Consider the following 26004-nt stretch of genomic DNA (forward strand, 5'->3'; position numbering starts at 1 on the left):
CCGCCAGCACTGACGGCGCTCGATGAACTCCAACTCCCGTCCAAACAGCGGGTGGAACGGGTGCGTCACCCGCACCCCGCCTGCATCTCCAGAGTCCGGAACCTGAGCAGTCGACGGATCACGCCAACGCCGCCGCGGAGAGCTTCTGGGCCCTGCTCAAGGAGGAGATCGGCACCCGGAGCTGGCCCGACCGGGCCGCCGCCCGCGCCGAGGTCCTCACCTTCATCGAGACCTTCCACAACCGCCGCCGCCTGCGCAAACACAACACCTTCGGCTACCTCACCCCGACCGAGACCAGACAGCGGCATCAACACGCCCTCGCGGCAAAACCAAATATCCGAGAGCACGGGGAAACTTCCGACGGCGCCGCCACCTCCATGATCGTCGCCGTTCAGCCGGCCACCGCGGTGTCGTGGAGCGTGATCCGGTCGCCCGGGGCAAGGTGCCTCCACCGCGCCGGGGTCAGAGGCAAGAGCCGCACCGGCACCACTCCCGGCTCCGTTCGAGCCCCGGCTCCGCAGCCGCCCGTGCGGGCTCCTCCCAGAAGCCCGCCTGCGGCAGCATCTCGGCCGATCACGGCGTCAGCCCGTCACACGTTGCAGCGGAACGTCCACCACACCGCTCTCGCCTGCGGAGACGTGCTGCTGCGTGATCCACGTCAGCACCGAACCCGCACGGGGGATTCACGGACAGGGAATGCGGACAAGGACGAATGGGAGGGTGCTCCGTCCCGGTGATCTCATGGCCCTGACCTTCCCGAATCGCTGCGGTGATGCCATGACCGCACTGCCCGACCGGATGCGCCCGCCGCGCGCGGAAGGCTGGTTCGCGGAGGACCTGGACCGCCTCTCCGAGGCGCCCCGCCACACCGAGCTGATCGACGGAGCCCTCGTCTTCGTGATGTCGCCCCAGCGGTGGTGGCACGGCCACCTCGTCACGATGCTCACCGTCGCCCTCATGGAGCAAACGCCCGCCGATGTCAGGGTCGGCGGTGCGATGACCATAAAGCTCGACCAGCGCAACCGACCCGAGCCGGATCTGCTGGTGACGACGGCCGACTACGACGGCGATCGCACCTGGTTCACACCGGACGAGGTACGACTTGTCATCGAGGTCGTGTCCCCCGAGTCCGCCCACCGGGACCGCACGGTGAAGCTTCGCAAGTACGCAGAGGCCGGCATCCCGCACTACTGGTGCATCGAGGACGAGGGCGGCCTCCCCGTCGTCCACGTCTACGAACTCGACGGACCGACCGGCGTCTACGCGCCTGCCGGCATCTTCCGGGGCACCCTGAAGCGCCCTGTGCCTTTCGAGATCAGCCTGGATCTCGACAAGCTCACCCCGGCACGGGACAGCTAGAAGTCAGCACCAAGTCCGCACGGGAACACAGAAGGGGCCGGGCTCGCCCGAGCTCAACCCCTTCTGAAGCGCCTGCTCGACGAAGCACACAGCGCACCCCTCGGCCCCCTGACCGAGGAGGCGCAAGCAGCGGCGCCACATCGCCCCCCAGGCGGGTATACCCGATGTATTCTGTCAGGCGTGGCACACACAACGATCAAGGTCGAGAGCAGCATCCGGGACCGGCTGGCGATCCTGGCCGCCGAGAAGAACACCACGATCGCGGGGCTCGTCGGCGAATTCGCCACCCACACCCTCACACAGAGCGAGCGGGACGAGCAGGTCGCGAAGACCCTCGAAGTCCTGCACGCGCTCTCCGGCTACGCCCCGGACCCCGAGCAGGATCGCACAGCGGACGATGAGCTCATGCGTCGGCTCGGCAGCGCCGCGTGAACCCTGTCGCCCCCGTCGACGTAGTCCTCGACGACAGCGCGCTGCTCGCTCTGGGCTCAGGCAACGTCCTGGCCTCCCGCCTTCTGTACCAGGCCGCTGGGACCGGGGCCTGGCGCGTCCACGTCGCGCTGGCCGCACTCGCTGAAGCGGACCGGATACGCACCGGACTCGCCAGCCACCTCGGCATGCTCGACCAGGTGGTTCTTCATCCGCTCGATCTCGCCGGAGTCCTGGCCGCCTCGGGCCACGGGCGGTCTCTGGGCTGGTGCCACACCCACCATGTGGCCATGCCCGGCCCCGAGCGCCTGGATGGGGCACGCGTCGCCACCGTCCAGCCCAAGGCCTGGGACGGGGCCGACGTCCGGGTGCTCGACCTCACTCCCTGAGCGATCCGCCCGGGTTGGGGCGGACTCCACCGGTGGATGTGATCCGAGCGCTCCCCACGTGCACGCAATCAACCGGGTGGTTGACAGCTGTTTTCTGATTCGCGAACCATGAATCGTGGTGCCGGCCTGCGGCGCCGGTTCGGCAGCTACTTCTTGCCACTCCCAGACGTTCCTCCGTGCCGGAACTCCACCACGTCCCCGTCCTGCATCACGTAGTCCTTGCCTTCCATGCGCGCCTTGCCCTTGGCGCGGGCCTCGGCGACCGAGCCGGTGTCGACGAGGTCGGCGAAGGAGATCACCTCGGCCTTGATGAAGCCCTTCTGGAAGTCGGTGTGGATCACCCCGGCCGCCTCGGGGGCCGTCGCACCCTTCCTGATGGTCCAGGCGCGCGACTCCTTGGGGCCCGCCGTGAGGTAGGTCTGCAGGCCGAGGGTGTCGAAGCCGACGCGGGCGAGGGTCGCCAGGCCGGGCTCCTCCGCGCCGACGGACTGGAGGAGTTCCAGGGCGTCCTCCGCGTCGAGTTCGGCGAGGTCCGCCTCCAGCTTGGCGTTGAGGAAGATCGCCTCGGCCGGGGCGACCAGCGCGCGCTGCTCGTCCTTGAAGGCGTCGTCGGTCAGCTCGTCCTCGTCGACGTTGAAGACGTAGAGGAACGGCTTGGTGGTCAGCAGATGCAGGTCGTGCAGCAGCTCGGCGTTCTCCGAGCCCTGGACGATGCCCTGCGAGAAGAGGGTGTCGCCCTTCTCGAGGATGTCCCTGGCCGCTTCGACCGCCGCGGCCTTCGGAGCCACGTCCTTCTTGATCCGGGACTCCTTCTGGAGCCGTGGCAGGACCTTCTCGATGGTCTGGAGGTCGGCCAGGATCAGCTCGGTGTTGATCGTCTCGATGTCGTCCCCGGGGGAGACCCTGCCGTCGACGTGGACGACGTTCTCGTCCTGGAAGGCCCGGATGACCTGGCAGATCGCGTCTGACTCGCGGATGTTCGCCAGGAACTTGTTACCCAGGCCCTCGCCCTCGCTGGCGCCGCGGACGATGCCGGCGATGTCGACGAAGTCCACCGTCGCGGGCAGGATCCGCTGGGAGCCGAAGATCTCGGCCAGCCTGCCGAGCCGGTCGTCGGGGACGCCGACGACACCCACGTTGGGCTCGATGGTGGCGAACGGGTAGTTGGCCGCCAGCACGTCGTTCTTGGTCAGGGCGTTGAACAGGGTCGACTTGCCGACATTGGGCAGACCGACGATTCCGATCGTGAGCGACACGTTGGCGACTTCCTGGAGTGCGGACTGGCTGGTGGCCGGGCCCCGGGGGGCGTGGGCCGATCCCCCAGTTTACGGGCGCGCCGGCGGAGTACGTCACGCGTGCGACGCCTCGAACTCCTGACCAAGCTCCCCCAAAGTGCGTGTCCTGTGACGTGCCGATCGCACATCGCGACCTACGTTGGTCACGTGGAGCAGCAAAGGACTGGTACCCCCTCGAGGCAGCCGCGGCCGCAGGCCCCTCTCTCGCAGCAGGCCCCCCTCTCCAAGGGCACTCTCATCGAGGGCACCTCGGTCCACCGGGTCGCGGCCGGGCCCGGTGGACCCGGGCAGACCGACGCCCCTCACCGAACCGGGAAGCGGCCCGCGCGCCAGGTCCCTCCGCTGGTGGCCATCGTGCGCAGACTGCCCAACCCGCGGCTGACAGGGCTGGGCGCCGGACTGTTCGCCTGCACCCTGATGCTGGTGATCGGCTCACTCGACCAGCTGCTGTTCGACGGCTCCGCCCTCGTCTACGGGGTGCTGTTCCTGCCGGTCAGCGCGCTGACCGGGTTCTGGGTGCGCGGCGCCGACCTGGTCACCGCACCGATCAGCGTGCCGATCGCGTTCACCGTGGGCCTGGTCCCGATCACGGGCGGTTCGGCGGGGACCGGCGGATCCGGGGGCATCGGTGTCGAGGTCATGGCCGTCGTCACCGCGCTGGCCGTGCAGGCGGGCTGGCTCTACGGGGGCACGCTCGTCGCGGGGCTGATCGCGACGGTGCGGAAGATCCGGCTGATGACGGCCCGGCGCCGTGCCCGTCGGGAATCCGGGGCGCCGCCGCGCCGCGCCTGACGGGAGACCGCCCGTCAGCCGTGCGGCGCCGTCCCGCCGGGCCCGCGGGCCCGGCGCGGTGGCTCAGCCGTGCCCGGCCGCCGCCGTCATGGCCGCTCCGACGATTCCCGCGTTGTTCCGCAACTGGGCCGGGACGACCTCCGCCCGGATGTGGTGGAGCAGCGGAATGAACCTGTCCGCCTTGCGGCTGACCCCACCGCCGAGGATGAACAACTCCGGCGAGAACAGCATCTCCAGGTGCGCCAGGTACTTCTGGACCCGGCGGGCCCAGTGCTCCCAGCTCAGCCCCTCGTCCTCCTTGACCTTGGTCGACGCCCGCTTCTCGGCCTCGTGGCCGTGCAGCTCCAGATGACCGAGCTCCGTGTTCGGCACCAGCCTGCCGTCCATGAAGAGCGCACTGCCGATGCCCGTGCCCAGGGTCAGCAGCATCACCGTGCCCTTGCGGCCCCTCCCGGCCCCGAAGGCCATCTCGGCCACTCCCGCGGCGTCGGCGTCGTTCAGCACGGTGGCCGGCGCACCGAGCCGCCTGTGCAGCAGTTCGGCGGCGTCGACGTCGATCCAGCTCTTGTCGACGTTGGCGGCCGTACGGATGACCGAGCCGGTGACCACTCCGGGGAAGGTGACCCCGACGGGGCCCGACCAGCCGAAGTGCCGCACCACCTCCGCGACGCCGTCGGCCACGGGCTCGGGCGCGGCCGGATGCGGGGTGAGTACCTTGTGACGGGGTTCGACGAGCTCGCCGCGGTCGAGGTCCACGGGGGCGCCCTTGATCCCCGATCCGCCGATGTCCACTCCGAAGACGTTCATGGACACAACGTTACGAGGAAGGGCGGACCGTCACTCCCCGGCGGCGGGTCCTTCGCCGCGCCGCCTACCCCCGGTTGCCGCCCCGGTGCCCGTGTCCCTGATCGCGGGCGGCGCTCCGGCCGCTCGACCGCCGTCCGGCCCGTGGCGCACCCCGGCCCGGGCGGGCGGCTCAGTCCTCGACGAGCGACGACGCCTCGGCCCGCAGGTCGCGGCGGAGTTCCTTGGGCAGCGAGAACGTGATCGACTCCTCGGCCGACTTGACGATCTCGACATCCTCGAACCCGCGCTGCGACAGCCACTCCAGGACCCCTTCGACCAGCACCTCCGGCACCGACGCGCCGGACGTGACGCCCACGGTGGAGACGCCTGCCAGCCAGGCCTCGTCGATCTCGTCCGCGTAGTCCACAAGGTGGGCGTCGCGGGCTCCCGCTCCCAGGGCGACCTCGACGAGGCGCTTGGAGTTGGAGGAGTTCTGCGAGCCGACGACGATGACCAGGTCCGCCTCCGCGCCCATCTGCTTCACCGCGATCTGGCGGTTCTGCGTCGCATAGCAGATGTCGTCGCTCGGCGGGGAGACCAGCAGCGGGAACTTGGTCTTCAGCCGGTCGACGGTCTCCATCGTCTCGTCAACGGAGAGCGTGGTCTGCGACAGCCAGACGACCTTGGACGGGTCGCGGACCTCGACCCGGTCCACGTCCTCGGGGCCGTCGACCAGGGTGATGTGCTCCGGCGCCTCGCCGGTGGTGCCGATGACCTCCTCATGGCCCTCGTGCCCGATGAGGAGGATGTCGAAGTCGTCCTTCGCGTACCGCACGGCCTCCTTGTGGACCTTCGTCACCAGGGGGCAGGTCGCGTCGATGGTGGCCAGCTTCCGCTCGGCGGCCTCCTCGTGGACGACCGGTGCCACGCCGTGGGCCGAGAACATCACGATGGACCCCTCGGGGACCTCGGCCGTCGTCCCCACGAAGATCGCGCCCTTCTTCTCGAGGGTCTGCACCACGTACTTGTTGTGGACGATCTCGTGGCGGACGTAGATCGGCGCGCCGTACTGCTCGAGGGCCTTCTCCACGGCGATCACGGCACGGTCCACGCCCGCGCAGTAGCCACGGGGTGCGGCGAGGAGGACGCGGCGGGCGTTCGTAGCAGTCATGTCCCCCATCGTAAGGGCGCTCGGTACGGGCGAACGATCGCCCACAGGGCTGAGCCTCGTACGGGCCCGCGGGGCGCGACCTGCCCGGAATCCCGGGGCCCGGTGCGGACCGCCGCCCGCAGCGGAGCCTGGGCCGCGGCAGGCGGCGCAGGGGAGGCGGGAGGTGCAGGGGAGGGGCCGCACCGCTCAGGGAAGCCCGCCGGCTGAGGGGAGGCGGAAAGGGGCAGCACCTCAGGGTAGGCCCGGCGCAGCCCGGCATCACGGCCTGACGCGGCGCAGCCCGGCGCAGCCCGGCATCACAGTCTGACGCGGCGCAGCACGGGGCAGGTTCGGTGCCGCGCCGGACCGGTCGTGTCAGAGGCGGCCGTTACGCTCGCGGACATGGGTCTCACTACGTCAGCCGAAGCCCCCCTGCCCGTGGGCGAGGTGTCACGGCTCATCGGAGGGTGGATCGACCGGCTGGGCGCGGTCTGGGTCGAGGGGCAGATCACCCAGCTGTCCCGCCGCCCCGGCGCCGGGCTGGTCTTCCTGACCCTGCGCGACCCCGCATACGACATCTCGGTGAGCGTCACCTGCTACCGGCAGGTGTTCGACACCGTCGCGGATGCCGTGGCCGAGGGCGCGCGTGTGGTCGTCCACGCCAAGCCCGAGTGGTACGCCCCGCGCGGCCAGCTCTCCCTCCGGGCCGCCGAGATACGACCCGTCGGCATCGGCGAGCTGCTGGCACGGCTGGAGCGCCTGAAGCGGTCGCTCGGCGCCGAGGGCCTGTTCGCACCGGACCGCAAGAAGCCCCTGCCGTTTCTGCCGCAACTCGTCGGCCTGGTATGCGGCCGGGCGTCCGCTGCCGAGCGCGACGTACTGGAGAACGCGCGGAGACGGTGGCCGGCCGTCCGCTTCGAGGTGCGCAATGTCGCCGTCCAGGGCGTGCGTGCGGTACCGCAGGTGATCCAGGCGGTGAAGGAGCTGGACGAGCACACGGGCGTGGACGTGATCGTCGTGGCGCGCGGCGGCGGCAGCGTGGAGGACCTGCTGCCCTTCTCGGACGAGCAACTGGTACGCGCGGTCGCCGACTGCCGCACTCCCCTGGTGTCCGCGATCGGGCACGAACCCGACTCCCCGCTGCTCGATCTGGTGGCCGATCTGCGGGCCTCGACGCCTACGGACGCCGCGAAGAAGGTCGTGCCCGACGTCGGCGAGGAGCTGGACCGGGTGCGGACGCTGCGGGACCGCGCGCTGTGGACGGTCCGCGGCCTGCTGGAGCGCGAGGAGCGGGGGCTGCAGCACTGCCTGCACCGCCGTGTCATGGAGCGTCCGCACCGGATGGTGGAGGAGCGCGATCAGGAGACGGACGCCCTGGCCGACAGGGGCCGCCGGGTGCTGGGGCATCTGCTGGACCGCGCGGACTCCGAGCTGTCCCACACCCGCGCTCGTGTCGTCGCGCTGTCGCCTGCGGCGACGCTGCAGCGGGGATACGCCGTGCTGCAGCGCGAGGACGGCACGGTGGTGCGGGCGGCCGGTGCGGTATCGGCGGACGAGGAGCTGAGGGCGCGGGTCTCGGAGGGCGAGTTCCGGGTCCGGGTGTCGGATCCGGGTGTCGGGTGACCGAGCGGCACGGGCTTTCCGGCCGGTCCGGCGAGGGTGCCTGCCGGGCCGGATCGACGCGGCAGTGCTTGCCGGGTCGCGAACCGTCGACAGGGCAGTGCTTGCCGGGTGGCGAACTAGGGTGGAGACATGACGGCCAGGACCGACGAGGACACACTCGGCTACGAGCAGGCGAGGGACGAGCTGATCGATGTTGTGCGCCGGCTGGAGGCGGGCGGCACGACGCTGGAGGAGTCCCTGGCGCTGTGGGAGCGCGGCGAGGAGCTGGCCAGGGTGTGCCGCCGCTGGCTCGACGGCGCCCGCGCCCGGCTCGACGCCGCTCTGGCGGAGCGGGACAAGCCCGGGGCCCGGGAGGCGTCGTCCGCGGCCGGGCCTGCCGCGGACGACGGCGACGGTGGTGCGCGTACGGACATCGGCAGGGACGAGGTCTGAGCCGGCAGTCCGCAGGGGCGCCCCCCCATCGGCCGCCGGACCGCCGGGCGAGTGAGGCCGGGGCGGGCCGCGCCGGCACGCCGAGGCCGGACGACGGACACGGCACCCACGCCGCGGCCGCGCCCGACGCCGGACGAGCGGACCCGGACCCGGGGCCGGGGCCGGGCCGCTGAGATGCCCACCGCCGGGAGACGGCGCCGCTCAAATCCCCCTTGCCGTCACGACCGCGCCGAGGCGTGGCCTCCCGGCCCGAGGGCCGGGTCAGGAGGCGGACGGAACCGGCGACGGCGTGGTGCCGGACTCCGACTCCAGCGCCGCGGCCAGCTGCGCGAGCCGCTCGTACGAGGCCGTCCCCGTCACCACTGTCGTCGAGCCCTGGCCGGTGCGGACCAGAGCGTCGTACTTCTCACCCTCCCAGCGCTGCCACGTCTCTGCGCCGACCGGCTGGGTGGCGTCGGTCGGGGCCGCCTGCTGAGTGACCTTGGGGACGTACGTCCCGGGCGCCTGCGTGGACTGCTCGACCGCCGCGTACTGCCCGTCCGGGTCCAGGAAGCCGAGGTGCCAGGCGTAGCCGTCCTCGCGCCGGAAGGTCACCGAGGTCGGCTTCCAGTCGGCGGACAGCCCCGCCGGGGCCGCCACCGGGTAGGGCGCCGCCCGGCGGGCCGTCACCAGTTCCACCCGGTAGTCGACGGGCCGGATCGGGTCCAGGGAGTCGTCGTGCGGGATGAAGAGGTAGATGACTCCTGCGAAAGCGCAGATGACCGCCATCGACTGGATCATTCCGCGCACTGTCTGGTTGCCACGCTTGCCTGCCACCGCACTATCGTCGCATCAAGGCCGTTCGCTCAGACGTGGGCCCCTCTGCTCATTTTGTCGACGTACCGATAGAGTCGCAGCACCCTCTTCATCCCGGCCGTCGTCGTACAGAAAGGTGCGCTCCGATGACCGATCATCATCTTCCGTCCCCGCTCGAGGTCTCGCCCGAGGCCCCGGACCGCAACCTCGCCCTGGAGCTCGTACGCGTCACCGAGGCCGCCGCCATGGCCGCCGGACGCTGGGTCGGCCGCGGTGAGAAGAACGGCGCCGACGGCGCGGCCGTCAAGGCCATGCGCACCCTCGTGAGCACCGTGTCGATGAACGGTGTCGTCGTCATCGGCGAGGGCGAGAAGGACGAGGCCCCGATGCTGTTCAACGGGGAGCGGATCGGCGACGGGACCGGCGCGGAGTGCGACATCGCCGTGGACCCGATCGACGGCACCACACTCACCGCCAAGGGCATGCCCAACGCGATCGCGGTACTCGCGGCGGCCGACCGGGGCACCATGTTCGACCCGTCCGCGGTGTTCTACATGGACAAGCTGGTCACCGGCCCCGAGGCCGCCGACTTCGTCGACATCAACGCCCCGGTCTCGGTGAACATCCGCCGGGTCGCCAAGGCGAAGAACTCCTCCCCCGAGGACGTCACCGTGGTCGTCCTGGACCGCCCCCGCCACGAAGGCATCGTCAAGGAGATCCGCGAGACGGGCGCGCGCATCAGGTTCATCTCCGACGGCGACGTCGCGGGCGCGATCATGGCGGTACGCGAGGGCACCGGCGTCGACCTGCTGATGGGCATCGGCGGCACACCCGAGGGCATCATCGCCGCGTGCGCGATCAAGTGCCTCGGCGGCACCATCCAGGGCAAGCTGTGGCCGAAGGACGAGGAGGAGCGGCAGCGCGCCGTCGACGCCGGACACGACCTGGACCGCGTCCTCCTCATGGACGACCTGGTCAGCGGCGACAACGTGTTCTTCGTCGCCACCGGCATCACGGACGGCGAACTGCTGCGCGGGGTGCGCTACCGCTCCGCGACCGCGACCACCCAGTCACTCGTCATGCGTTCCAAGTCGGGCACGATCCGTCAGATCGACTCGACCCATCGCCTGTCGAAGCTGCGCGCCTACAGCGCCATCGACTTCGACCGCGCCAAGTAGGGCGCGGGCCGCGACCGCGGCACCGGGGTGCCCGGTCACCGGCATCCGGGCACACACGGACGGGGGCGCCCCATGTGCGGTGGGGCGCCCCCGTCCGTGTGCCGGGATGCCGCGGTCTCCGTCAGGCCGCCGAGGGCGCCTTTTTGATCTCCGTCTCGCGCCGGCGGCGACGGGCCAGCACCACGCGGCGCTCGGCCGCGGTGAGCCCGCCCCACACGCCGTAGGGCTCGGGCTGGAGCAGCGCGTGCTCGCGGCACTCGACCATGACGGGGCAGCGGGCGCAGACCCGCTTGGCCGCGTCCTCGCGCGAGAGCCGCGCCGCCGTCGGTTCCTTGGAGGGCGCGAAGAACAGTCCGGCTTCGTCCCGGCGGCACACCGCCTCCGTGTGCCAGGGCGCGTCCTGGTCTTCCCGAGCGGCTGAACGCTGGGGAGGAACGGCTACCTGCAGGGGCTGATGCGGCAGTTGCAGCACGGTCTACTCCTGACGACGGCTTCGCGAGCGAGAGACGATGCAGCAAGGCCTACCCGCTGTACGCGCGCCTATGCACTGAGTGGCATCGCGTTCAGCGCACCGGAACCGCGGGCCACCCCAACCGCCCCCGGTGTCAGGGCCCCAGACGCTTGCGCAGCCGGTCGTGGAGGTCCGCGATGAGCTTCCCGCGCTTCGGCTTCGCCTCCACATTGCCGAAAACGGAATACCCGTTGACGACCACGACCGGGGCCTCCGGGTCGGCGGCCTCCAGCGTGACGACCTCGAAGTTGCCGAAGACCCCCGTGCCGCTGCCGCGCAGCGAGATGTTCTCGGGGACGCGGACCTCCACATTGCCGAAGATCGAGGTGGCGTTGATGACGCTGAGCCGCTGGCCGAACATGGCCTCGGTCAGGTCGATCTCGATGTTCCCGAAGAGCGAGAACGCCTGGGTCCGGGCACCGACGCGCCAACGCCCCTTGCGGATGGAGCTGGAGAAGACGGCCACGAGGTTCTCGGCCGGGCCTTCGGCGGCCTCGGGGCCATAGGCATACGGGGCCGGGTCCCGGCGGGGCGAGGGGCCCGCGGGCAGGTCATGGACGATCGGCTCCAGTTCACCCACGGTCTTGGCACGGTAGACCGCGTCGATGCGCTCGGCGTGCTCCTCGGCATCGAGCCGCCCCTCGGCGAGAGCCTCCCGGAGGATGTCCGCCGTCCTGTCGCGGTCGGCGTCGGAAGCGCGGACGGCCCTGGCGGGGTCCGCGGGCGCGGGGGGTGCGGGGGGTGCGGCAGGCGCGGCGGGCGGGGCAGGAGCCTGCGGTGCGGAGGGCGCGGCAGGCCCGGAGGGCGCGGCAGGCGCGATGGGGTTCTGGGCCTGTCGGCGCCCGGGGTCCGCTGAGTCGTGCTTGTCGAGGTCCACACCCACACCCTAGCGATACGCGATAGATCGCGACTAGGGCGTGTTGCGAGAGCAGCTCGGCCCGAGCGGCAACAGGGTGGGGTCCGCCGCCTTCGGCGCGCGTGATCGCAAGACCAAAAGGCACTCCCGAAACGGAGACATACGGCCACCCTTGGGGACCTGAGTCCGGGGAGGGGCTCCGGGCTCCGGGCTCCGGGCTCCGGGCTCCGGGCTCCGGGCTCCGGGCTCCGGGCTCCGGGCTCCGGGCTCCGGGCTCCGACTGAGCCTTACCTCACAAGCCCGGACGGCAGCGGGCGTCTTACGCTTGTGGGCGCGCTGCCCAAGGATGCCAGCCGCCGTCTGCCGAGTGAGGAATGGCCGCAATGCCCCCTGTCCCCCGCCCCACCCGCACTGCCGATTCCCGCCCGACCTCCCCTGCGTTCGCCTACACCGGTCTGCTCCCCCTGGGAGAGGACACCACGTCCTACCGCCTGGTCACCACCGAGGGCGTCGCCACCTTCGAGGCCGACGGGCGCACCTTCCTCAAGGTCGAGCCCGAGGCGCTGCGCCGTCTCGCGGAGGAGGCCGTTCACGACATCCAGCACTACCTCCGCCCGACGCACCTCGCCCAGCTGCGCACGATCATCGACGACCCCGAGGCGTCGGCGAACGACAAGTTCGTCGCGCTTGACCTGCTCAAGAACGCGAACATCGCGGCGGCGGGCGTGCTCCCCATGTGCCAGGACACCGGTACGGCGATCGTCATGGGCAAGCGCGGGCAGAACGTCCTCACCGAGGGCGGCGACGAGGAGGCGCTGAGCCGCGGCGTCTTCGACGCGTACACCAGGCTCAACCTGCGCTACTCCCAGATGGCCCCGCTCACCATGTGGGAGGAGAGGAACACCGGCACGAACCTGCCCGCCCAGATCGAGCTGTACGCGACGGACGGCGGCGCGTACAAGTTCCTCTTCATGGCCAAGGGCGGCGGCTCAGCCAACAAGTCCTTCCTCTACCAGGAGACCAAGGCGGTCCTGAACGAGGCCTCCATGATGAGGTTCCTGGAGGAGAAGATCCGCTCCCTGGGCACGGCCGCGTGCCCGCCGTACCACCTGGCCGTCGTCGTCGGCGGGACATCGGCCGAGTACGCGCTGAAGACCGCGAAGTACGCCTCCGCGCACTACCTGGACGAACTGCCGGAAGAGGGCTCGGGCCTCGGGCACGGCTTCCGGGACAGGGAGCTGGAGCAGAAGGTCTTCGAGCTGACGCAGCGGATCGGCATCGGCGCGCAGTTCGGCGGCAAGTACTTCTGCCACGACGTGCGGGTGGTGCGCCTCCCGAGGCACGGCGCGTCCTGCCCCGTGGCGATCGCCGTGTCCTGCTCCGCCGACCGCCAGGCGGTCGCGAAGATCACCGCCGAGGGCGTATTCCTGGAGCAGCTGGAGACGGACCCGGCGCGCTTCCTGCCGGAGACCACCGACGAGCAGCTCGACGAGAGCGGCGACGTGGTCAGGATCGACCTCAACCGGCCGATGGACGAGATCCTGGCCGAGCTGACCAAGTACCCGGTCAAGACGCGGCTCTCGCTCACCGGCCCGCTCGTCGTGGCCCGCGACATCGCGCACGCCAAGATCAAGGAGCGACTGGACGCAGGCGAGGAGATGCCGCAGTACCTCAGGGACCACCCGGTCTACTACGCAGGCCCCGCGAAGACCCCGGAGGGCTACGCGTCCGGGTCCTTCGGCCCGACGACGGCCGGGCGGATGGACTCCTACGTCGAGCAGTTCCAGGCAGCGGGTGGTTCCAAGGTCATGCTGGCCAAGGGCAACCGCAGCCGGCAGGTCACGGACGCCTGCAAGGAGCACGGCGGCTTCTACCTCGGCTCGATCGGCGGCCCCGCGGCGCGCCTCGCCCAGGACTGCATCAAGAAGGTGGAGGTCGTCGAGTACGAGGAACTCGGCATGGAGGCCGTCTGGAAGATCGAGGTCGAGGACTTCCCGGCGTTCATCGTCGTCGACGACAAGGGCAGCGACTTCTTCCAGGACCCCGCGCCCGCGCCGACCTTCACCTCCATCCCGGTCCGCGGCCCCGGTCGGTCCTGAGCCAGGAACCCGGCGCTCTCCCCGGCCGGGCGCTCTCCCCGGCCGGGGACTCCTCCCGGCCGTGGACTCCTCCGGGCCCTGCGCCGGCCCTGCACGGCCCGCTGTCCCCGAGAGACCCCGCTGCCGGGACCCGAGGAGCTCGGGGACGGCCAGCCGCCCGCCGGGCCCGGAGGAGAGCGGCCGCCCGCGCCCCGACCACCCGGACCCGGACGGCCCGGGGACCGGCCCCGCATCCGGACCGCCCGCGCCCGGTGGTCCACCGGCTTCCGCCCCCGTGTGCCGACGGCACCGGGTCGCGTCGGCACCGCGCGCCGCCGCCCACCATGCCGCCGCCCGCTCACCGGGCCGCCGCCGGCGACGCTCGCCCGAGCGGCCGGAGCGGCAGCTCGTGTGCGGCGCACGGCCGTCCGGGCCCCCTGGGCCGTCCGGGCTGTGCGGACCGTCCGGCACGGCCGGGGCGCGCATCTGGGAATAGCCGCCACCACTGGCATGCTGACCCTGACCAGGAGGTTCGACGATGTCCGACACGAGCGAGAACGCAGGCCGCCACCGGATCGAACACGACTCCATGGGAGCGGTCCGCGTGCCGGAGCACGCGAAGTGGCGTGCCCAGACCCAGCGGGCGGTGGAGAACTTCCCCCTCTCCGGGCTGCGGCTGGAACGCGCCCATGTGGAGGCACTGGCCCGGATCAAGCAGAGCGCCGCCAAGGTCAACGCGGAGCTCGGCGTCCTCGACCATGACGTCGCGGGGGCCATCCAGGAGGCGGCCGCCGAGGTCGCCGAGGGCCTCTGGGACGAGCACTTCCCCGTCGACGTCTTCCAGACCGGCTCGGGGACGTCGTCCAACATGAACATGAACGAGGTGCTGGCCACCCTCGCCGGCGAGCGCCTCGGCCGCGAAGTCCACCCCAACGACCACGTCAACGCCTCGCAGTCGTCCAACGACGTCTTCCCCTCGTCGATCCACATCGCCGCGACGGCCGCCGTGACGCGGGACCTGGTCCCCGCGCTGGAGCACCTGGCGCAGGCGCTGGAGCGCAAGGCCGCGGAGTTCGCCGGTGTGGTGAAGGCCGGCCGCACCCATCTGATGGACGCGACACCGGTCACTCTCGGCCAGGAGTTCGGCGGCTACGCGGCGCAGATCCGGTACGGGATGGAACGCCTCGACGCCTCGCTGCCGCGGCTCGCCGAACTCCCGCTCGGCGGTACGGCGGTGGGAACCGGCGTCAACACGCCGCCCGGGTTCCCGGCGGCGGTCATCGCCGAGGTGGCGCGCGCGACCGGGCTGCCGCTGACCGAGGCGCGCGACCACTTCGAGGCGCAGGGTGCCAGGGACGGACTCGTGGAGGCCAGCGGCCAGCTGCGGACGGTCGCCGTCTCGCTCACCAAGATCTCGAACGATCTGCGCTGGATGGCGAGCGGTCCGCGCACCGGCCTCGCCGAGATCCGGCTGCCCGACCTCCAGCCCGGTTCGTCGATCATGCCGGGCAAGGTCAACCCGGTCGTCCCCGAAGCCGTCCTCATGGTGGCCGCGCAGGTCATGGGCAATGACACGACGGTCGCGGTGGCGGGCGCCGCGGGGAACTTCGAGCTGAACGTGATGCTCCCGGTGATGGCCAAGAACCTGCTGGAGTCGGTGCGCCTTCTCGCGAACGCGGCCCGGCTGCTCGCCGACCGCACGGTGGACGGAATCACCGCCGACGAGGAACGGGCCCGTGAGTACGCCGAGTCGTCGCCTTCCGTCGTCACCCCGCTCAACAGGTACATCGGGTACGAGGAGGCCGCAAGGGTCGTCAAGAGGTCCCTGGCGGAGCGGAAGACGATCCGCGAGGTGGTGCTGGAGGGCGGCTACGTGGAACGCGGGGCGCTGACGGTCGAGCAGCTGGACGAGGCGCTGGACGTCCTGCGGATGACACGCCCCTGAGGCCGACCGCGGCACCGCCGGAGGCGACACCCTCTCGTCGCACGCGGCGCCGCAGTGTCGAGGCCCGCCAGACGCGCACCGGAGCGTGCCGCCGGAGCCGCTCCGCCCCGCGCGCTGACGGAGCCCGTCCCGCCCCATGCCCTGGTGGCACGTCAGACGGCCTGCGCCCCGTCGCGAGGGGGCGAGGACGGGTTCGACCGGGCCCGGTCGGCCGGGCTGATCGCCGAGGACCGGGCGCGGCGGGTGCGTGCGGCGGGTCCGGACGCGGTCGCGCCGATCGGGGGCTGGGGTGCGCCGTACTCCGACGGCTGGGAGGACTGGCGGCCCGACCCCCGCCGGCGGGTCACGGAGCTGCCGGGCGACTGGAATCGAACCCCGGCGGCCACGTCCGCATGACGGCGGCGTGAGACCCTTGATGCGCCCCCGGGGTTCAAACGTAGGATCGTCCTCCGCAAGACCACGTCGCATCAGAGACTGAGCGCAGCACAGAAACTGACCGTAAGTCATCACAAGGGGGACCGAACCGTGCCGAATGTGCGCCCGGACATCCCCCGATCTGTCGATGCCTCGCCCGGATTGGGTATGGGGTATATCGACCTTCCGGGGGCGTTGCCGTCCCGGGCCGCGGGCTCGTTCGCCCGGCGGCCCGGGGAACCGCGGCGCAGCCACGATCGTCAACGCCCCCGGAGGCACCAGGCGGCACCCGGGAACCGGGGCGCCGCGGTCGTGCCGTGCCCGGCGGGCTCGGCAGGACGGTTCCCAGCCTCGTACCACCGGCCCGGACGGACGGAATCCCAGGCGTGACGGAGCATCCCACCTCCCACGAAGGCCGGCAGCCTGTCGCCGCCCGGTCGCAGGAGCGCACCCGGCCGCGGCAGGAGGCCGCCGCCCATGCCTCCCGGCCGGCAGCGGCCGCCGCGGTCCCGCCGCAGCCGCCCGCACCCCCGTCCCCGCCGGGGGACGCAGCGGGGCCGGCCCGCCGCGACGGCGACCGGCTGCGGTTCGTCGGTGCGGCCACCCGGAGGATCGCCCGCGGAATAGACCTGGACGAGATCGTGCTCGGGCTGTGCCGGGCCACCGTCCCCACGTTCTCCGACGCCATCCTCGTGTATCTGCGGGACCCGCTGCCGGTGGGCGACGAGCGGCCCGTCGAGCCGTTCGTGCTGCGACTGCGGCGGACCGACCGGCTCCGTTTAGCGGACGAGGACACCGAGAGCGCCCTGCTGGGCGGTTTCCCGGTGCCGGTGCTCGGCGCGCCGGCCGAGGTCGCGCCGGCCGCCGAGCTGTGCGAGGTGATCGCGGGCGGCGCGCTGGCCGAGGTCCTGCGCGGCGTGCGTCCCGTCTTCGGCGACTCGGCCGCCGCCCGTGCGGCGCTGCCCGAGCTGCTGGGCGACGGCAGGACCCTGCCCGCGGGGCACCGGTCGGTCCTGGCACCGCTGCGGGGCCGTCGCCGGGTCACCGGCGCCGCGATCTTCCTGCGCCGTCCCGACCGGCCCGCCTTCGAGCCGGACGACCTGCTGGTGGCCGCCCAGCTGGCGACGCACACCGCGCTGGGCATCGACAAGGCGGTCCTGTACGGCCGCGAGGCCTACATCGCGGACGAGCTGCAGCGCACGATGCTGCCCGAGGGGCTGCCGCAGCCGACCGGTGTACGGCTGGCCTCCCGCTATCTCCCGGCCGCGGAGACCGCGCGGGTCGGCGGCGACTGGTACGACGCCATCCCGCTGCCCGGCAGCCGGGTCGCGCTGGTCGTCGGCGACGTCATGGGCCACTCCATGACATCGGCCGCGATCATGGGCCAGCTGCGGACGACGGCCCAGACCCTGGCCGGTCTCGACCTGCCGCCGCAGGAGGTGCTGCACCATCTCGACGAACAGGCCCAGCGGCTCGGCACCGACCGCATGGCGACCTGCCTGTACGCGGTCTACGACCCGGTCGCGCACCGCATCACCATCGCCAACGCCGGCCATCCGCCACCGGTGCTGCTGCACCTCGGCGGTCGGGCGGAGGTCCTGCGGGTGCCGCCGGGCGCTCCCATCGGCGTGGGCGGGGTGGACTTCGAGGCCGTGGAGCTGGACGCGCCCGCCGGGGCCACCCTGCTCCTCTACACCGACGGGCTGGTGGAGTCGCGGCTGCGGGACGTGTGGACCGGCATCGAGCAGCTGAGGGAGCGGCTGGCCGCGACGGCGCAGCTCACCGGCTCCGACCACTCGCCGCCGCTGGAGGCGCTCTGCGACGACGTGCTGGACATGCTGGGCCCGGGTGACCGGGACGACGACATCGCCCTGCTCGCGGCCCGTTTCGACGGGATCGCACCGAGTGACGTCGCCTACTGGTTCCTGGAGCCGGAGGACTCCGCCCCGGGTCGGGCCCGCCGGCTGGCCCGCAGGGCACTGGCGCGCTGGGGCATGGAGGAGCTGTCCGACTCGGTGGAGCTGCTGGTCAGCGAGGTGGTGACCAATGCGGTGCGGTACGCCGAGCGACCGGTGACGCTGCGGCTGCTGCGCACCGACATGCTGCGCTGCGAGGTCGGCGACGACTCGCCGCAGCTGCCGCGCCAGCGGCGGGCCAGGGACACGGACGAGGGCGGCCGCGGGCTGTTCCTGGTGAACCGGCTGGCCAGACGGTGGGGGGCGACCCGGCTGTCCACCGGCAAGGTCGTCTGGTTCGAGCTGGTCATCTGAGAGCCGCCCGGCGGCCCGGCCGCCCGGCAGACGACCGGTGGCGCGGCCCTCCGGGGGCCGTCCGGAGGCCCGGCCGTCTGAAGGCCCGGCCGTCTGAAGGCCCGGCCGCCTGAAGGCCCGGCCGTCCGGAGGCCCGGCCGCCTGAAGGCCGGTCCGGGGCCGCCAGCCATCCCGACCGGGGCGAAAGCCGGATCGAGTCCAAAGTTGCCGTCTTCGCATGCGAGGAGTTGACTGGGGCACACGGCCGATGCGACCACATTCCCTCGATGAACGGGAGGACGCTCGTGACCGAGTCACCCCCCAAAGCGCCGTACACGACCAGCAGCCACGGCATCCCCGTGGAGAGCGACGAGCACTCGCTGACCGTGGGGCCGGACGGCCCGATCCTTCTCCAGGACCACTATCTGATCGAGAAGATGGCCCAGTTCAACCGGGAGCGCGTGCCGGAACGGGTGGTGCACGCCAAGGGCTCCGGCGCGTACGGCTTCTTCGAAGTCACCGAAGACGTGAGCCAGTTCACCAAGGCGGACCTGTTCCAGCCGGGCCGGCGCACCGAGATGCTGGCCCGCTTCTCGACGGTCGCCGGTGAGCAGGGCTCCCCGGACACCTGGCGCGACCCCCGCGGATTCGCCCTGAAGTTCTATACCGAGCACGGCAACTACGACCTGGTCGGCAACAACACGCCGGTCTTCTTCGTACGCGACACGATCAAGTTCCAGGACTTCATCAGGTCGCAGAAGCGCCATCCGGTCACCGGGCTGCGCGACAACGACATGCAGTGGGACTTCTGGACCCTCTCCCCCGAGTCGGCGCACCAGGTCACCTGGCTGATGGGCGACCGGGGTATCCCGAAGACCTACCGGCACATGAACGGCTACGGCTCCCACACCTATATGTGGATCAACGGCGCCGGCGAGCGGTTCTGGGTGAAGTACCACTTCAAGACCGATCAGGGCATCGACTTCCTCACCCAGGAGGAGGCCGACGGCCTCGCCGGTTCCGACGCCGACCGGCACCGGCGCGACCTGTACGAGTCGATCGAGGCCGGGGACGCGCCCTCGTGGTCCCTGAAGGTCCAGATCATGCCGTTCGAGGACGCAGCGGACTACCGCTTCAACCCCTTCGACCTGACGAAGGTGTGGCCGCACGGGGACTACCCGCTGATCGACGTCGGCCGGATGACGCTGAACCGGAATCCGGAGGACTACTTCGTCCACATCGAGCAGGCCGCCTTCGAGCCGTCGAACATGGTTCCGGGCATCGGTCCCTCACCGGACAAGATGCTGCTCGGCCGGCTGTTCTCGTACCCGGACACCCACCGGTACCGGATCGGCCCCAACTACGCCCAGCTGCCGCCGAACCGGCCGCACGCGCCGGTGAACTCGTACGCCAAGGACGGCCCGATGCGGTACGCGCCGTCGTACCCGGCGCGGCCGTACGCCCCCAACTCCTACGGCGGTCCGGACGCCGACTTCGGCCGCTTCGGCGACCCCGCGGGGTGGGCGACGGCCGGCGAGATGGTACGCGAGGCGTACCGGCTGCACCGTGAGGACGACGACTGGGGGCAGGCGGGCACGATGGTCCGCCACGTCCTCGACGACGCCGCCCGTTCGCGGCTGGTGTCGAACGTCAGCGGCCATCTGAAGCAGGGCGTCTCCCGGCCGGTGCTGGACCGCGCCGTGCAGTACTGGCGCAACGTCGACAAGGAGATCGGCGACCGGATCTCCCAGGAGGTCAACGGAGGCTGACCGGGGACTCGGGCCGGGACCCGGGCCGGGACTCTCAGGCCGGGACTCTCGGGCCGGGACTCGGGCCGCCCGCACGTCCGGGCCCGGGGACCGGCCGCGCGCGGTCGACGGCCCCGCCCTCCCCGCCGCGAGGACCACGGCCGGGCGGCCAGGGCCGTGCACCGAGGTGCATGGCCCGGCCGCCCGGGGCCGTCGCGCGTCAGCCGCTCCTCGACCAGGGCGGTATGCCGCCCGTCGCCCCGTCGGTCGTGCCCTCCGCGGTGCCTCCGTCGGTGGCACCGCCGTCGCTCTCGCCGCCCTCCGTGGTGCCCGAGTCGGCCCCGCCGCCCTCGGTGGTACCGCTGTCGGTGCCCTCCGTGGTGCCGGCCGTGTCATCCGGCAGGGTGGGCCCGTCGTCCGACGGCGACGGCTCGGGCGCCTCGCTCGGGGTGTCGTCCGGCTCCTCCGACTCCGACGGTTCTTCGGAGGGCTCCTCGGACTCCTCGCTCTCGGACGGCGCCGTGCTCGGGCTCGCCGGGGGCGCCTCCGGCACCGGTTGCCGCAGTTCCAGGTCGAACCGCCGGTCCGAGCCGCCGCCGAGGGCGCCCGTGGTGTAGTGCTGCCAGATCAGGGCCGGTACGCCACCGCCGTTGGCCCGGCCCTCGTTGACGGTGTCGGTCAGCGTGACCTGTCCGCCCTCGGGGTTCTCACCGAACAGGCCGACGGCGGTGACGAGTTCGGGCGTGTAGCCCACGAACCAGGCCGAGCGGTTGTTCTCCGAGGTACCGGTCTTGCCGGCCGCCTGGTAGTCGCCCTGGGCGTTGCGGCCGGAGCCGTCGCGCACCACGCCGGTCATGGCCTGGGTCACGGTGTCGGCCGCCTCCCGGCTGATGACGCGGCCGCCGCCCTCGGTCGCGGGCCCCACCTCGCGGGTCCGGTGCGTGGCGTCCTCCACGATCGACGGCGTGACCCTCTCGCCGTGGTTGTCGAGGGTGGCGTAGACCGCGGCCATGTCCCAGGTCGAGGCGCCCATCGTGCCCAGCGACATCGCGGGCCGCTCCGGCCAGCCGTCCCCGTCCCGCATGCCGAGGCCGAGCGCGGTCTCCTTCACCTTGCCGGGACCGACGTCCACGATCATCTGGGCGTACACCGAGTTGATGGAGCTGTCGGTGGCCTTCTGGACGGTGACGGGCCCATAGCTGCGGTCGTCCTCGTTCTCCGGCGCGAACGGCGTGTCGCTGCCCTCCACCGGGCGTTTGCTGGTGCCGTCGTAGATCGTCTCCAGTCCGATCGGCCGGCCGTCCTGGGTCTGCGCCCCGGCCTCCAGGGCGGTGGCGAGCACGATGGGCTTGAAGGTGGAGGCGGGCTGGTAGTCCCGGCGGGTGGCGTTGGAGATCCAGTGCTCGGTCGCACCGATCCCGCCGTACAGGGCGACGACCTTGCCGCTCTCCGGGTCGACGGAGGTCGCGCCGGCCTGGACGGTCGCGTCGCGCTCGTCGGCGTCGCGGTCGAGCTTCTGCTCCAGCTGCTCGTCGACGGCCTCGACGAGGGCGTCCTGCCGCTTCTTCTCGATGCTGAGCGTGATGGTCCAGCCGCCGGCCTCGATCTGGTCCTCGCTGACGCCGCGTCCGGCGAGTTCGGCGTTGGCCGCCTTGACCAGGTAGCCGGTCTGCCCCTCCATGCCCGGGGCGGCCTTGGGCTCCTCCGGCACGGGGAACTCCAGGCCCGAACGGGTGGACGCGTCCAGCCACTTCTGCTCGACCATGTTGTTCAGGACGTAGTTCCAGCGCTCGCTCACCAGCTTCTTGCCGGTCGGCGAGGCGACCGCCCAGTCGTACTGGCTGGGGGCCTGGAGCAGGGCGGCGAGGTAGGCGCCCTCGGAGACGGTGAGCTCGCTCGCGTCCTTGCGGTAGTACGCCTGGGCCGCGGCCTGGATGCCGTAGGCGCCGCGCCCGTAGTAGCTGGTGTTCAGATAGCCGGCGAGGATCTCCTCCTTGCCCTTCTGCTGGTCCACCTTCAGCGAGATCACCAGCTCCTTGAGCTTGCGGGTGACCGTTTGGTCCTGGTTGAGGTAGTAGTTCTTGACGTACTGCTGGGTGATCGTCGAGCCGCCCTGCTTGCCTCCGCCGGTCAGGGTGTTGAACACACCGCGGGCGGTGCCCATCAGGTCGATGCCGGAGTCCCGGTAGAAGCTCTTGTTCTCGGCGGCGACGAAGGCCTTCTCGACATCGTCCGGGATCTTGTCCAGGCCGACGATCTCGCGGTTGACCGTTCCGGTGCGGGCGAGGAGGGAGCCGTCGGCGTACTTGTAGACGTTGCTCTCCTTCTCGGCCTGCGCGTTGGCCGTGGGGACCGGCACCAGCAGATAGACGATGAACAGCGCGCCCATGCCCAGCAGGCAGACCGTGAAGAAGGCACCCAGCAGCCTTCTCCAGGTGAGGAAGCGCCGTATGCCCCCGCCCTTGCCCACCCGGCGCGTGTCGCGCTGCCGGGCCCTCCGCGCTTCCGCTCGGCCCATCGCTCCGTTGCTCCGCTCTCTGTTCCGCGCTCGTCTCCGCGCTCGTCTCCGGTCGCCGACCACCGGCCGCCGTCGTGCAGTACGCCGGCGGTCGTCGCCAGATCAGCTCTGAAAACTAACACCGGTCGTACAGACAAAGGGCTATCGATCCGGTCTTTTCCGGACGTGAGAATCAGCACCCGCCTCAAAGGAACCGACTCACGAGGGGTGCGCAGGGTTGCGAGGTGAATTAATGTGTTAGCACATTGCTAGCAAGCGGGGCCGTGCTCTCGGCCCCGGGGACGGGGGCGCACATGCCTGCTACCAGCACATCTCTCCCACACCACCGCGAAGCGCCCGAGATGCCCCGGCCCCGAGTCGGGGAGTTCGCCGCGTACAGCATCGGCGGCGGCCTGGCACTGCTGCTCGGCCTGGCCGGACTCGCGGCCGGTGTGCTGCTGATGACGACGGGCGCCTCGGTGGCGGCGACGGCCGCGAAGGCCCTGCTGTTCCTGTGCGGGGCACTGGTGGTGGTCGCGTCCGCACTCGCGATGAGCGGGCTCAACATGATCGCCCCGGGCGAGGCCCGGGTGGTGCAGCTCTTCGGCCGCTACCGGGGCACGGTCCGCACGGACGGGCTGCGCTGGGTCAACCCGCTGACCACCCGGGCGAAGATCTCGACCCGGATCCGCAACCACGAGACCGCGGTGCTCAAGGTCAACGACGCCTACGGCAACCCGATCGAACTCGCGGCGGTGGTCGTGTGGAGGGTCGAGGACACCGCGCAGGCGATGTTCGAGGTGGACGACTTCAGGGAGTTCGTCTCCACCCAGACCGAGGCGGCGGTGCGGCACATCGCGATCGAGTACCCGTACGACGCCCATGACGAGGACGGGCTGTCGCTGCGCGGCAACGCCGAGGAGATCACCGAGAAGCTGGCCCTGGAACTGCGCGCCCGGGTGGAGGCCGCAGGCGTCCACATCGTCGAGTCGCGCTTCACGCACCTCGCGTACGCTCCGGAGATCGCCTCGGCGATGCTCCAGCGGCAGCAGGCCGGGGCCGTCGTCGCGGCCCGCCGGCAGATCGTGGACGGCGCGGTCGGCATGGTGGAGGCCGCGCTGGCGCGGATCACCGAGGACGGCCTGGTGGAACTGGACGACGAACGCAAGGCGGCGATGGTCTCGAACCTGATGGTGGTGCTCTGCGGGGACCGCGCGGCGCAGCCCGTCCTGAACACGGGCACGCTCTACCAGTGACTCCCTCCGAACGGAAGCAGGTGCTGCTGCGGCTCGACCCGGCGGTCTACGACGCGCTGGCGCGCTGGGCCTCGGACGAGCTGCGCAGCGCCAACGCCCAGATCGAGTTCCTGCTGCGCCGGGCCCTGTCGGACGCGAACCGGCTCCCCGGCGGCGTCAGACCGATCCCCCGCCGGGGGCGGCCGCCGGCATCGGAGGATCCGTCCGGGGAGTAGCCGGACGCCTCCCCGGGAGACCTCCCCGGGCAGACCGGCCGGACGCCGAGCGGCGGAAGATCCGAGCGGCGGAAGGTCCGGCCGGCCGGTCCGACGGGAACGCGGGGCGGCGCGGCCGGGCGGTGCGGGCCGGAACCCGGGGCGTCGGCGCTGCCGAGGGGGCGGCGCCACCGGAAGGCCCACGCCCGCCGAGCGGGCGGTACCGCCGGGGGTCAGCAGGTCAGCACAGGACCGGCGGGTGACGGCGTCGCGCTCCGGCGACGGCCCTCACTCCACCGCCGCCCCGGCCGGCGACCCCGGTTCGGCCGCCGGGACGCCGCCCGGTTTCACCGCCGGTACGACCGGTACGACCGGTACCACCGCCGGTAGGCCCGGTTCCCCCCGAAGGGGTCCCGCCGCGGAGCGTCCGCCGTCGTGGAGCACGCGCACCGGAAGGTCCTGGAGTACCTCCCGGAGCGCGCCCGCGAACTGCTCGAACTCCCCCTGGCGGGCGGCCCCCGAGCGCATCGCCAGGGCGACCCGGCGCGATGGGGCCGGGTCCGCGAAGTAGCCGGTGGCCAGGGCCGGATTACGGCCGGCCTCGACCTGGACGGCGGTGTGCGGCAGGAGGGTGACCCCCAGTCCGCCCGCCACCAGCTGGACCAGGGTGGACAGTCCGGCGGCGGTAGTGGTGACCGGCGCCCCGTCCGTGCGGCCCGCCTCCCGGCAGATGTCGAGGGCCTGGTCGCGCAGGCAGTGCCCCTCGTCGAGCAGCAGCAGCGGAAGCTCCCTGAGCGCGTCGCGCGGAATGCCCTCGCGGCCGCCGAGCCAGTGGCCGCCGTACGTGACCAGCACGAAGTCCTCGTCGAAGAGCGGCAGTTCGTCCACCCCGGGCACCCCGAGCGGTACGGCGAGGAGCAGCAGGTCGAGCCGGCCCGCCGCAAGCCCCTCCAGCAGCGACGACGTCTGCTCCTCGTGGACCTGGAGGTCCAGTTCCGGGTAGCGCTCGTGGACCAGCCTCAGCACGCTCGGCAGCAGATAGGGGGCGACGGTCGGTATCACCCCGAGCCGCAGTACGCCGGTGAAGGGCGCGCGCACCGCCTCGGCCTCCTCCAGCAGTGCACCGACGGCGTCGAGGACCGCCTTGGCGCGGGTCGCGAGCCGCTCGCCGGCAGGCGACAGCAGGACCTTCCGCGTCGTACGCTCCAGCAGCTGGACGCCCAGCGCCTCCTCCAGCGCCGACACGGCTCCGGACAGGGCGGGCTGGCTCATCCCGATCGCGGCGGCCGCATCCCGGAAGTGCAGATGCTCGGCGACGGCGGCGAAGGCGCGAAGTTGAGCCAGACTGGGCTGTTTGCCCCGTTTCACCGGATTCACCGCCCTCACTGATAACCACCTCCGATCACAGCGGGTCAGTCTAGCCATTTCCGCGATCAATGCACTCTGCGCCAGGGTGGGGTCCCACCCCCCGGAGGCCCCCTGAGCGCCTCAAGAGCGGGAAGCACGACACCACGGCCGTTCACTTCTGCTCAGGCATCGTGCGGTGCGGAAGGCGCTCGTCGCCGATGTGGTCGAACCCGTACACGAAGGGGACGAGCGCCTACGAGAACCGCAGGCCCTCTCCTCGCCGCTCTCACCCCGGCAGCCTGCCCCCTGCCGCGAACTTCACGAACGATGCCCAGGACGACGGCGGGAGCGCCAAGGTTCCACCGCCGCGGCGCTTCGTGTCTCGAACTGTCTCGAACCATGACCCGCTCCGGGTCGTTGTCGGCCACCTCGACGCAGCCAGTGAGGCGGAACTATTCAGTCGCCTACCCGATGGTGTAGCGGACATGGCGGGCGTGGACGTAGGCCCGCCACCAGGTGCCCACGGACCGTTCCGCGACCTGCAACACCGCAGCCGCCTGCCGGTAACCCTTCACCTGCCCCGACTCCAACACGGCCACAACCCGCAACCGCACCACTTCCCACCCCGCCGGCGCCACCCGCCGGGGATCCCCGGCCTCAGCCACACCCCATCAACGAACC

25 protein-coding genes are annotated in these 26004 nt (G+C 71.7%); 14 read left to right on the plus strand and 11 right to left on the minus strand.

Annotated elements, in window-relative coordinates:
- A partial coding sequence (locus SCWH03_RS29840; RefSeq protein WP_216854740.1) for a DUF5372 family protein occupies positions 1 to 75 on the minus strand: 75 nt, incomplete at its 3' end.
- Between the two features lie 702 nt (positions 76 to 777).
- Here SCWH03_RS29840 and SCWH03_RS09770 point away from each other — a divergent pair.
- The 3 genes from SCWH03_RS09770 (at position 778) to SCWH03_RS09780 (ending at position 2177) form a co-directional block, all read left to right on the plus strand.
- Positions 778 to 1359 (plus strand): Uma2 family endonuclease, encoded by a 582-nt coding sequence (locus tag SCWH03_RS09770; protein ID WP_173263795.1) that lies wholly within the window; start codon positions 778 to 780, stop codon positions 1357 to 1359.
- Positions 1360 to 1539: 180 nt separating this feature from the next.
- On the plus strand, positions 1540 to 1791 hold the full coding sequence (locus SCWH03_RS09775; protein WP_173263796.1) for a hypothetical protein: 252 nt from the start codon (positions 1540 to 1542) through the stop codon (positions 1789 to 1791).
- Positions 1788 to 2177, plus strand: a complete 390-nt coding sequence (locus SCWH03_RS09780) for a PIN domain-containing protein (RefSeq protein WP_173263797.1) — start codon at positions 1788 to 1790, stop codon at positions 2175 to 2177. The genes SCWH03_RS09775 and SCWH03_RS09780 overlap by 4 nt, the downstream gene beginning before the upstream one ends.
- 146 nt (positions 2178 to 2323) lie before the next feature.
- Here the strand turns inward: SCWH03_RS09780 and ychF are convergent, their stop codons facing one another.
- Positions 2324 to 3433: a redox-regulated ATPase YchF gene (gene ychF / locus SCWH03_RS09785; protein WP_173263798.1), complete on the minus strand. Its 1110-nt coding sequence runs from the start codon at positions 3431 to 3433 to the stop codon at positions 2324 to 2326.
- A 186-nt stretch (positions 3434 to 3619) separates the two neighbouring features.
- On the opposite strand from ychF, the gene SCWH03_RS09790 reads away from it, so the two are divergent.
- Positions 3620 to 4264: a DUF6542 domain-containing protein gene (locus SCWH03_RS09790; protein ID WP_254076653.1), complete on the plus strand. Its 645-nt coding sequence runs from the start codon at positions 3620 to 3622 to the stop codon at positions 4262 to 4264.
- A gap of 63 nt (positions 4265 to 4327) precedes the next feature.
- On the opposite strand, the gene ppgK is transcribed toward SCWH03_RS09790, so the two are convergent.
- Positions 4328 to 5071: a polyphosphate--glucose phosphotransferase gene (ppgK, locus tag SCWH03_RS09795; RefSeq protein WP_173263799.1), complete on the minus strand. Its 744-nt coding sequence runs from the start codon at positions 5069 to 5071 to the stop codon at positions 4328 to 4330.
- 169 nt (positions 5072 to 5240) lie between these two features.
- Positions 5241 to 6221: a 4-hydroxy-3-methylbut-2-enyl diphosphate reductase gene (locus tag SCWH03_RS09800; RefSeq protein ID WP_173263800.1), complete on the minus strand. Its 981-nt coding sequence runs from the start codon at positions 6219 to 6221 to the stop codon at positions 5241 to 5243.
- A 381-nt stretch (positions 6222 to 6602) separates the two neighbouring features.
- Here SCWH03_RS09800 and xseA point away from each other — a divergent pair, with 381 nt between their 5' ends.
- Positions 6603 to 7823 (plus strand): exodeoxyribonuclease VII large subunit, encoded by a 1221-nt coding sequence (gene xseA / locus SCWH03_RS09805; RefSeq protein WP_173263801.1) that lies wholly within the window; start codon positions 6603 to 6605, stop codon positions 7821 to 7823.
- Between the two features lie 129 nt (positions 7824 to 7952).
- On the plus strand, positions 7953 to 8255 hold the full coding sequence (locus SCWH03_RS09810) for an exodeoxyribonuclease VII small subunit (RefSeq protein ID WP_173263802.1): 303 nt from the start codon (positions 7953 to 7955) through the stop codon (positions 8253 to 8255).
- Positions 8256 to 8516: 261 nt separating this feature from the next.
- Here SCWH03_RS09810 and SCWH03_RS09815 read toward each other — a convergent pair whose 3' ends face one another.
- Positions 8517 to 9071 carry a DUF4245 domain-containing protein gene (locus SCWH03_RS09815; protein WP_173263803.1) on the minus strand — a complete coding sequence of 185 codons (555 nt, stop codon included), beginning with the start codon at positions 9069 to 9071 and terminating at the stop codon, positions 8517 to 8519.
- A gap of 125 nt (positions 9072 to 9196) precedes the next feature.
- Between SCWH03_RS09815 and glpX the strand changes: the two genes are divergently transcribed.
- The gene (gene glpX / locus SCWH03_RS09820) at positions 9197 to 10228 is read left to right on the plus strand and encodes a class II fructose-bisphosphatase (protein WP_173263804.1); all 1032 of its coding nucleotides are present in this window, start codon (positions 9197 to 9199) and stop codon (positions 10226 to 10228) included.
- Between the two features lie 121 nt (positions 10229 to 10349).
- On the opposite strand, the gene SCWH03_RS09825 is transcribed toward glpX, so the two are convergent.
- A complete protein-coding gene (locus tag SCWH03_RS09825; protein WP_173263805.1) occupies positions 10350 to 10700 on the minus strand; it encodes a WhiB family transcriptional regulator in 351 nt (116 codons plus the stop codon).
- A gap of 133 nt (positions 10701 to 10833) precedes the next feature.
- Positions 10834 to 11616: a DUF1707 SHOCT-like domain-containing protein gene (locus SCWH03_RS09830; protein WP_371872640.1), complete on the minus strand. Its 783-nt coding sequence runs from the start codon at positions 11614 to 11616 to the stop codon at positions 10834 to 10836.
- Positions 11617 to 11978: 362 nt separating this feature from the next.
- Here SCWH03_RS09830 and SCWH03_RS09835 point away from each other — a divergent pair, with 362 nt between their 5' ends.
- The 5 genes from SCWH03_RS09835 (at position 11979) to SCWH03_RS09855 (ending at position 20050) form a co-directional block, all read left to right on the plus strand.
- On the plus strand, positions 11979 to 13694 hold the full coding sequence (locus SCWH03_RS09835) for a fumarate hydratase (protein WP_254076654.1): 1716 nt from the start codon (positions 11979 to 11981) through the stop codon (positions 13692 to 13694).
- Between the two features lie 517 nt (positions 13695 to 14211).
- Positions 14212 to 15618: a class II fumarate hydratase gene (locus SCWH03_RS09840; protein WP_173263806.1), complete on the plus strand. Its 1407-nt coding sequence runs from the start codon at positions 14212 to 14214 to the stop codon at positions 15616 to 15618.
- 144 nt (positions 15619 to 15762) lie between these two features.
- Positions 15763 to 16014 (plus strand): hypothetical protein, encoded by a 252-nt coding sequence (locus tag SCWH03_RS09845; RefSeq protein ID WP_371872641.1) that lies wholly within the window; start codon positions 15763 to 15765, stop codon positions 16012 to 16014.
- 404 nt (positions 16015 to 16418) lie between these two features.
- Positions 16419 to 18302, plus strand: coding sequence for an ATP-binding SpoIIE family protein phosphatase (locus SCWH03_RS09850; protein ID WP_173263807.1), 1884 nt, complete (start codon positions 16419 to 16421; stop codon positions 18300 to 18302).
- Positions 18303 to 18568: 266 nt separating this feature from the next.
- The gene (locus SCWH03_RS09855; RefSeq protein WP_254076655.1) at positions 18569 to 20050 is read left to right on the plus strand and encodes a catalase; all 1482 of its coding nucleotides are present in this window, start codon (positions 18569 to 18571) and stop codon (positions 20048 to 20050) included.
- A 199-nt stretch (positions 20051 to 20249) separates the two neighbouring features.
- Here the strand turns inward: SCWH03_RS09855 and SCWH03_RS09860 are convergent, their stop codons facing one another.
- A complete protein-coding gene (locus tag SCWH03_RS09860) occupies positions 20250 to 22547 on the minus strand; it encodes a transglycosylase domain-containing protein (protein WP_173263808.1) in 2298 nt (765 codons plus the stop codon).
- Positions 22548 to 22888: 341 nt separating this feature from the next.
- Here SCWH03_RS09860 and SCWH03_RS09865 point away from each other — a divergent pair, with 341 nt between their 5' ends.
- Both SCWH03_RS09865 and SCWH03_RS09870 read left to right on the plus strand, forming a co-directional pair.
- Positions 22889 to 23782, plus strand: coding sequence for an SPFH domain-containing protein (locus tag SCWH03_RS09865; protein WP_254076656.1), 894 nt, complete (start codon positions 22889 to 22891; stop codon positions 23780 to 23782).
- On the plus strand, positions 23728 to 23997 hold the full coding sequence (locus tag SCWH03_RS09870) for a type II toxin-antitoxin system antitoxin (RefSeq protein ID WP_371872656.1): 270 nt from the start codon (positions 23728 to 23730) through the stop codon (positions 23995 to 23997). The genes SCWH03_RS09865 and SCWH03_RS09870 overlap by 55 nt, the downstream gene beginning before the upstream one ends.
- 267 nt (positions 23998 to 24264) lie before the next feature.
- Here the strand turns inward: SCWH03_RS09870 and SCWH03_RS09875 are convergent, their stop codons facing one another.
- The 3 genes from SCWH03_RS09875 to SCWH03_RS29595 all read right to left on the minus strand — a co-directional run bounded on the left by SCWH03_RS09875 (position 24265) and on the right by SCWH03_RS29595 (position 25922).
- The gene (locus tag SCWH03_RS09875) at positions 24265 to 25401 is read right to left on the minus strand and encodes a LysR substrate-binding domain-containing protein (protein ID WP_371872642.1); all 1137 of its coding nucleotides are present in this window, start codon (positions 25399 to 25401) and stop codon (positions 24265 to 24267) included.
- 208 nt (positions 25402 to 25609) lie between these two features.
- Positions 25610 to 25810, minus strand: coding sequence for a DUF397 domain-containing protein (locus tag SCWH03_RS29845; RefSeq protein WP_173263811.1), 201 nt, complete (start codon positions 25808 to 25810; stop codon positions 25610 to 25612).
- Positions 25788 to 25922: a hypothetical protein gene (locus SCWH03_RS29595; RefSeq protein WP_272491049.1), complete on the minus strand. Its 135-nt coding sequence runs from the start codon at positions 25920 to 25922 to the stop codon at positions 25788 to 25790. The genes SCWH03_RS29845 and SCWH03_RS29595 overlap by 23 nt, the downstream gene beginning before the upstream one ends.
- Between the last annotated feature and the right edge of the window lie 82 nt (positions 25923 to 26004).

Source organism: Streptomyces pacificus (assembly GCF_011766325.1).
Classification (GTDB): Bacteria; Actinomycetota; Actinomycetes; order Streptomycetales; family Streptomycetaceae; genus Streptomyces; species Streptomyces pacificus.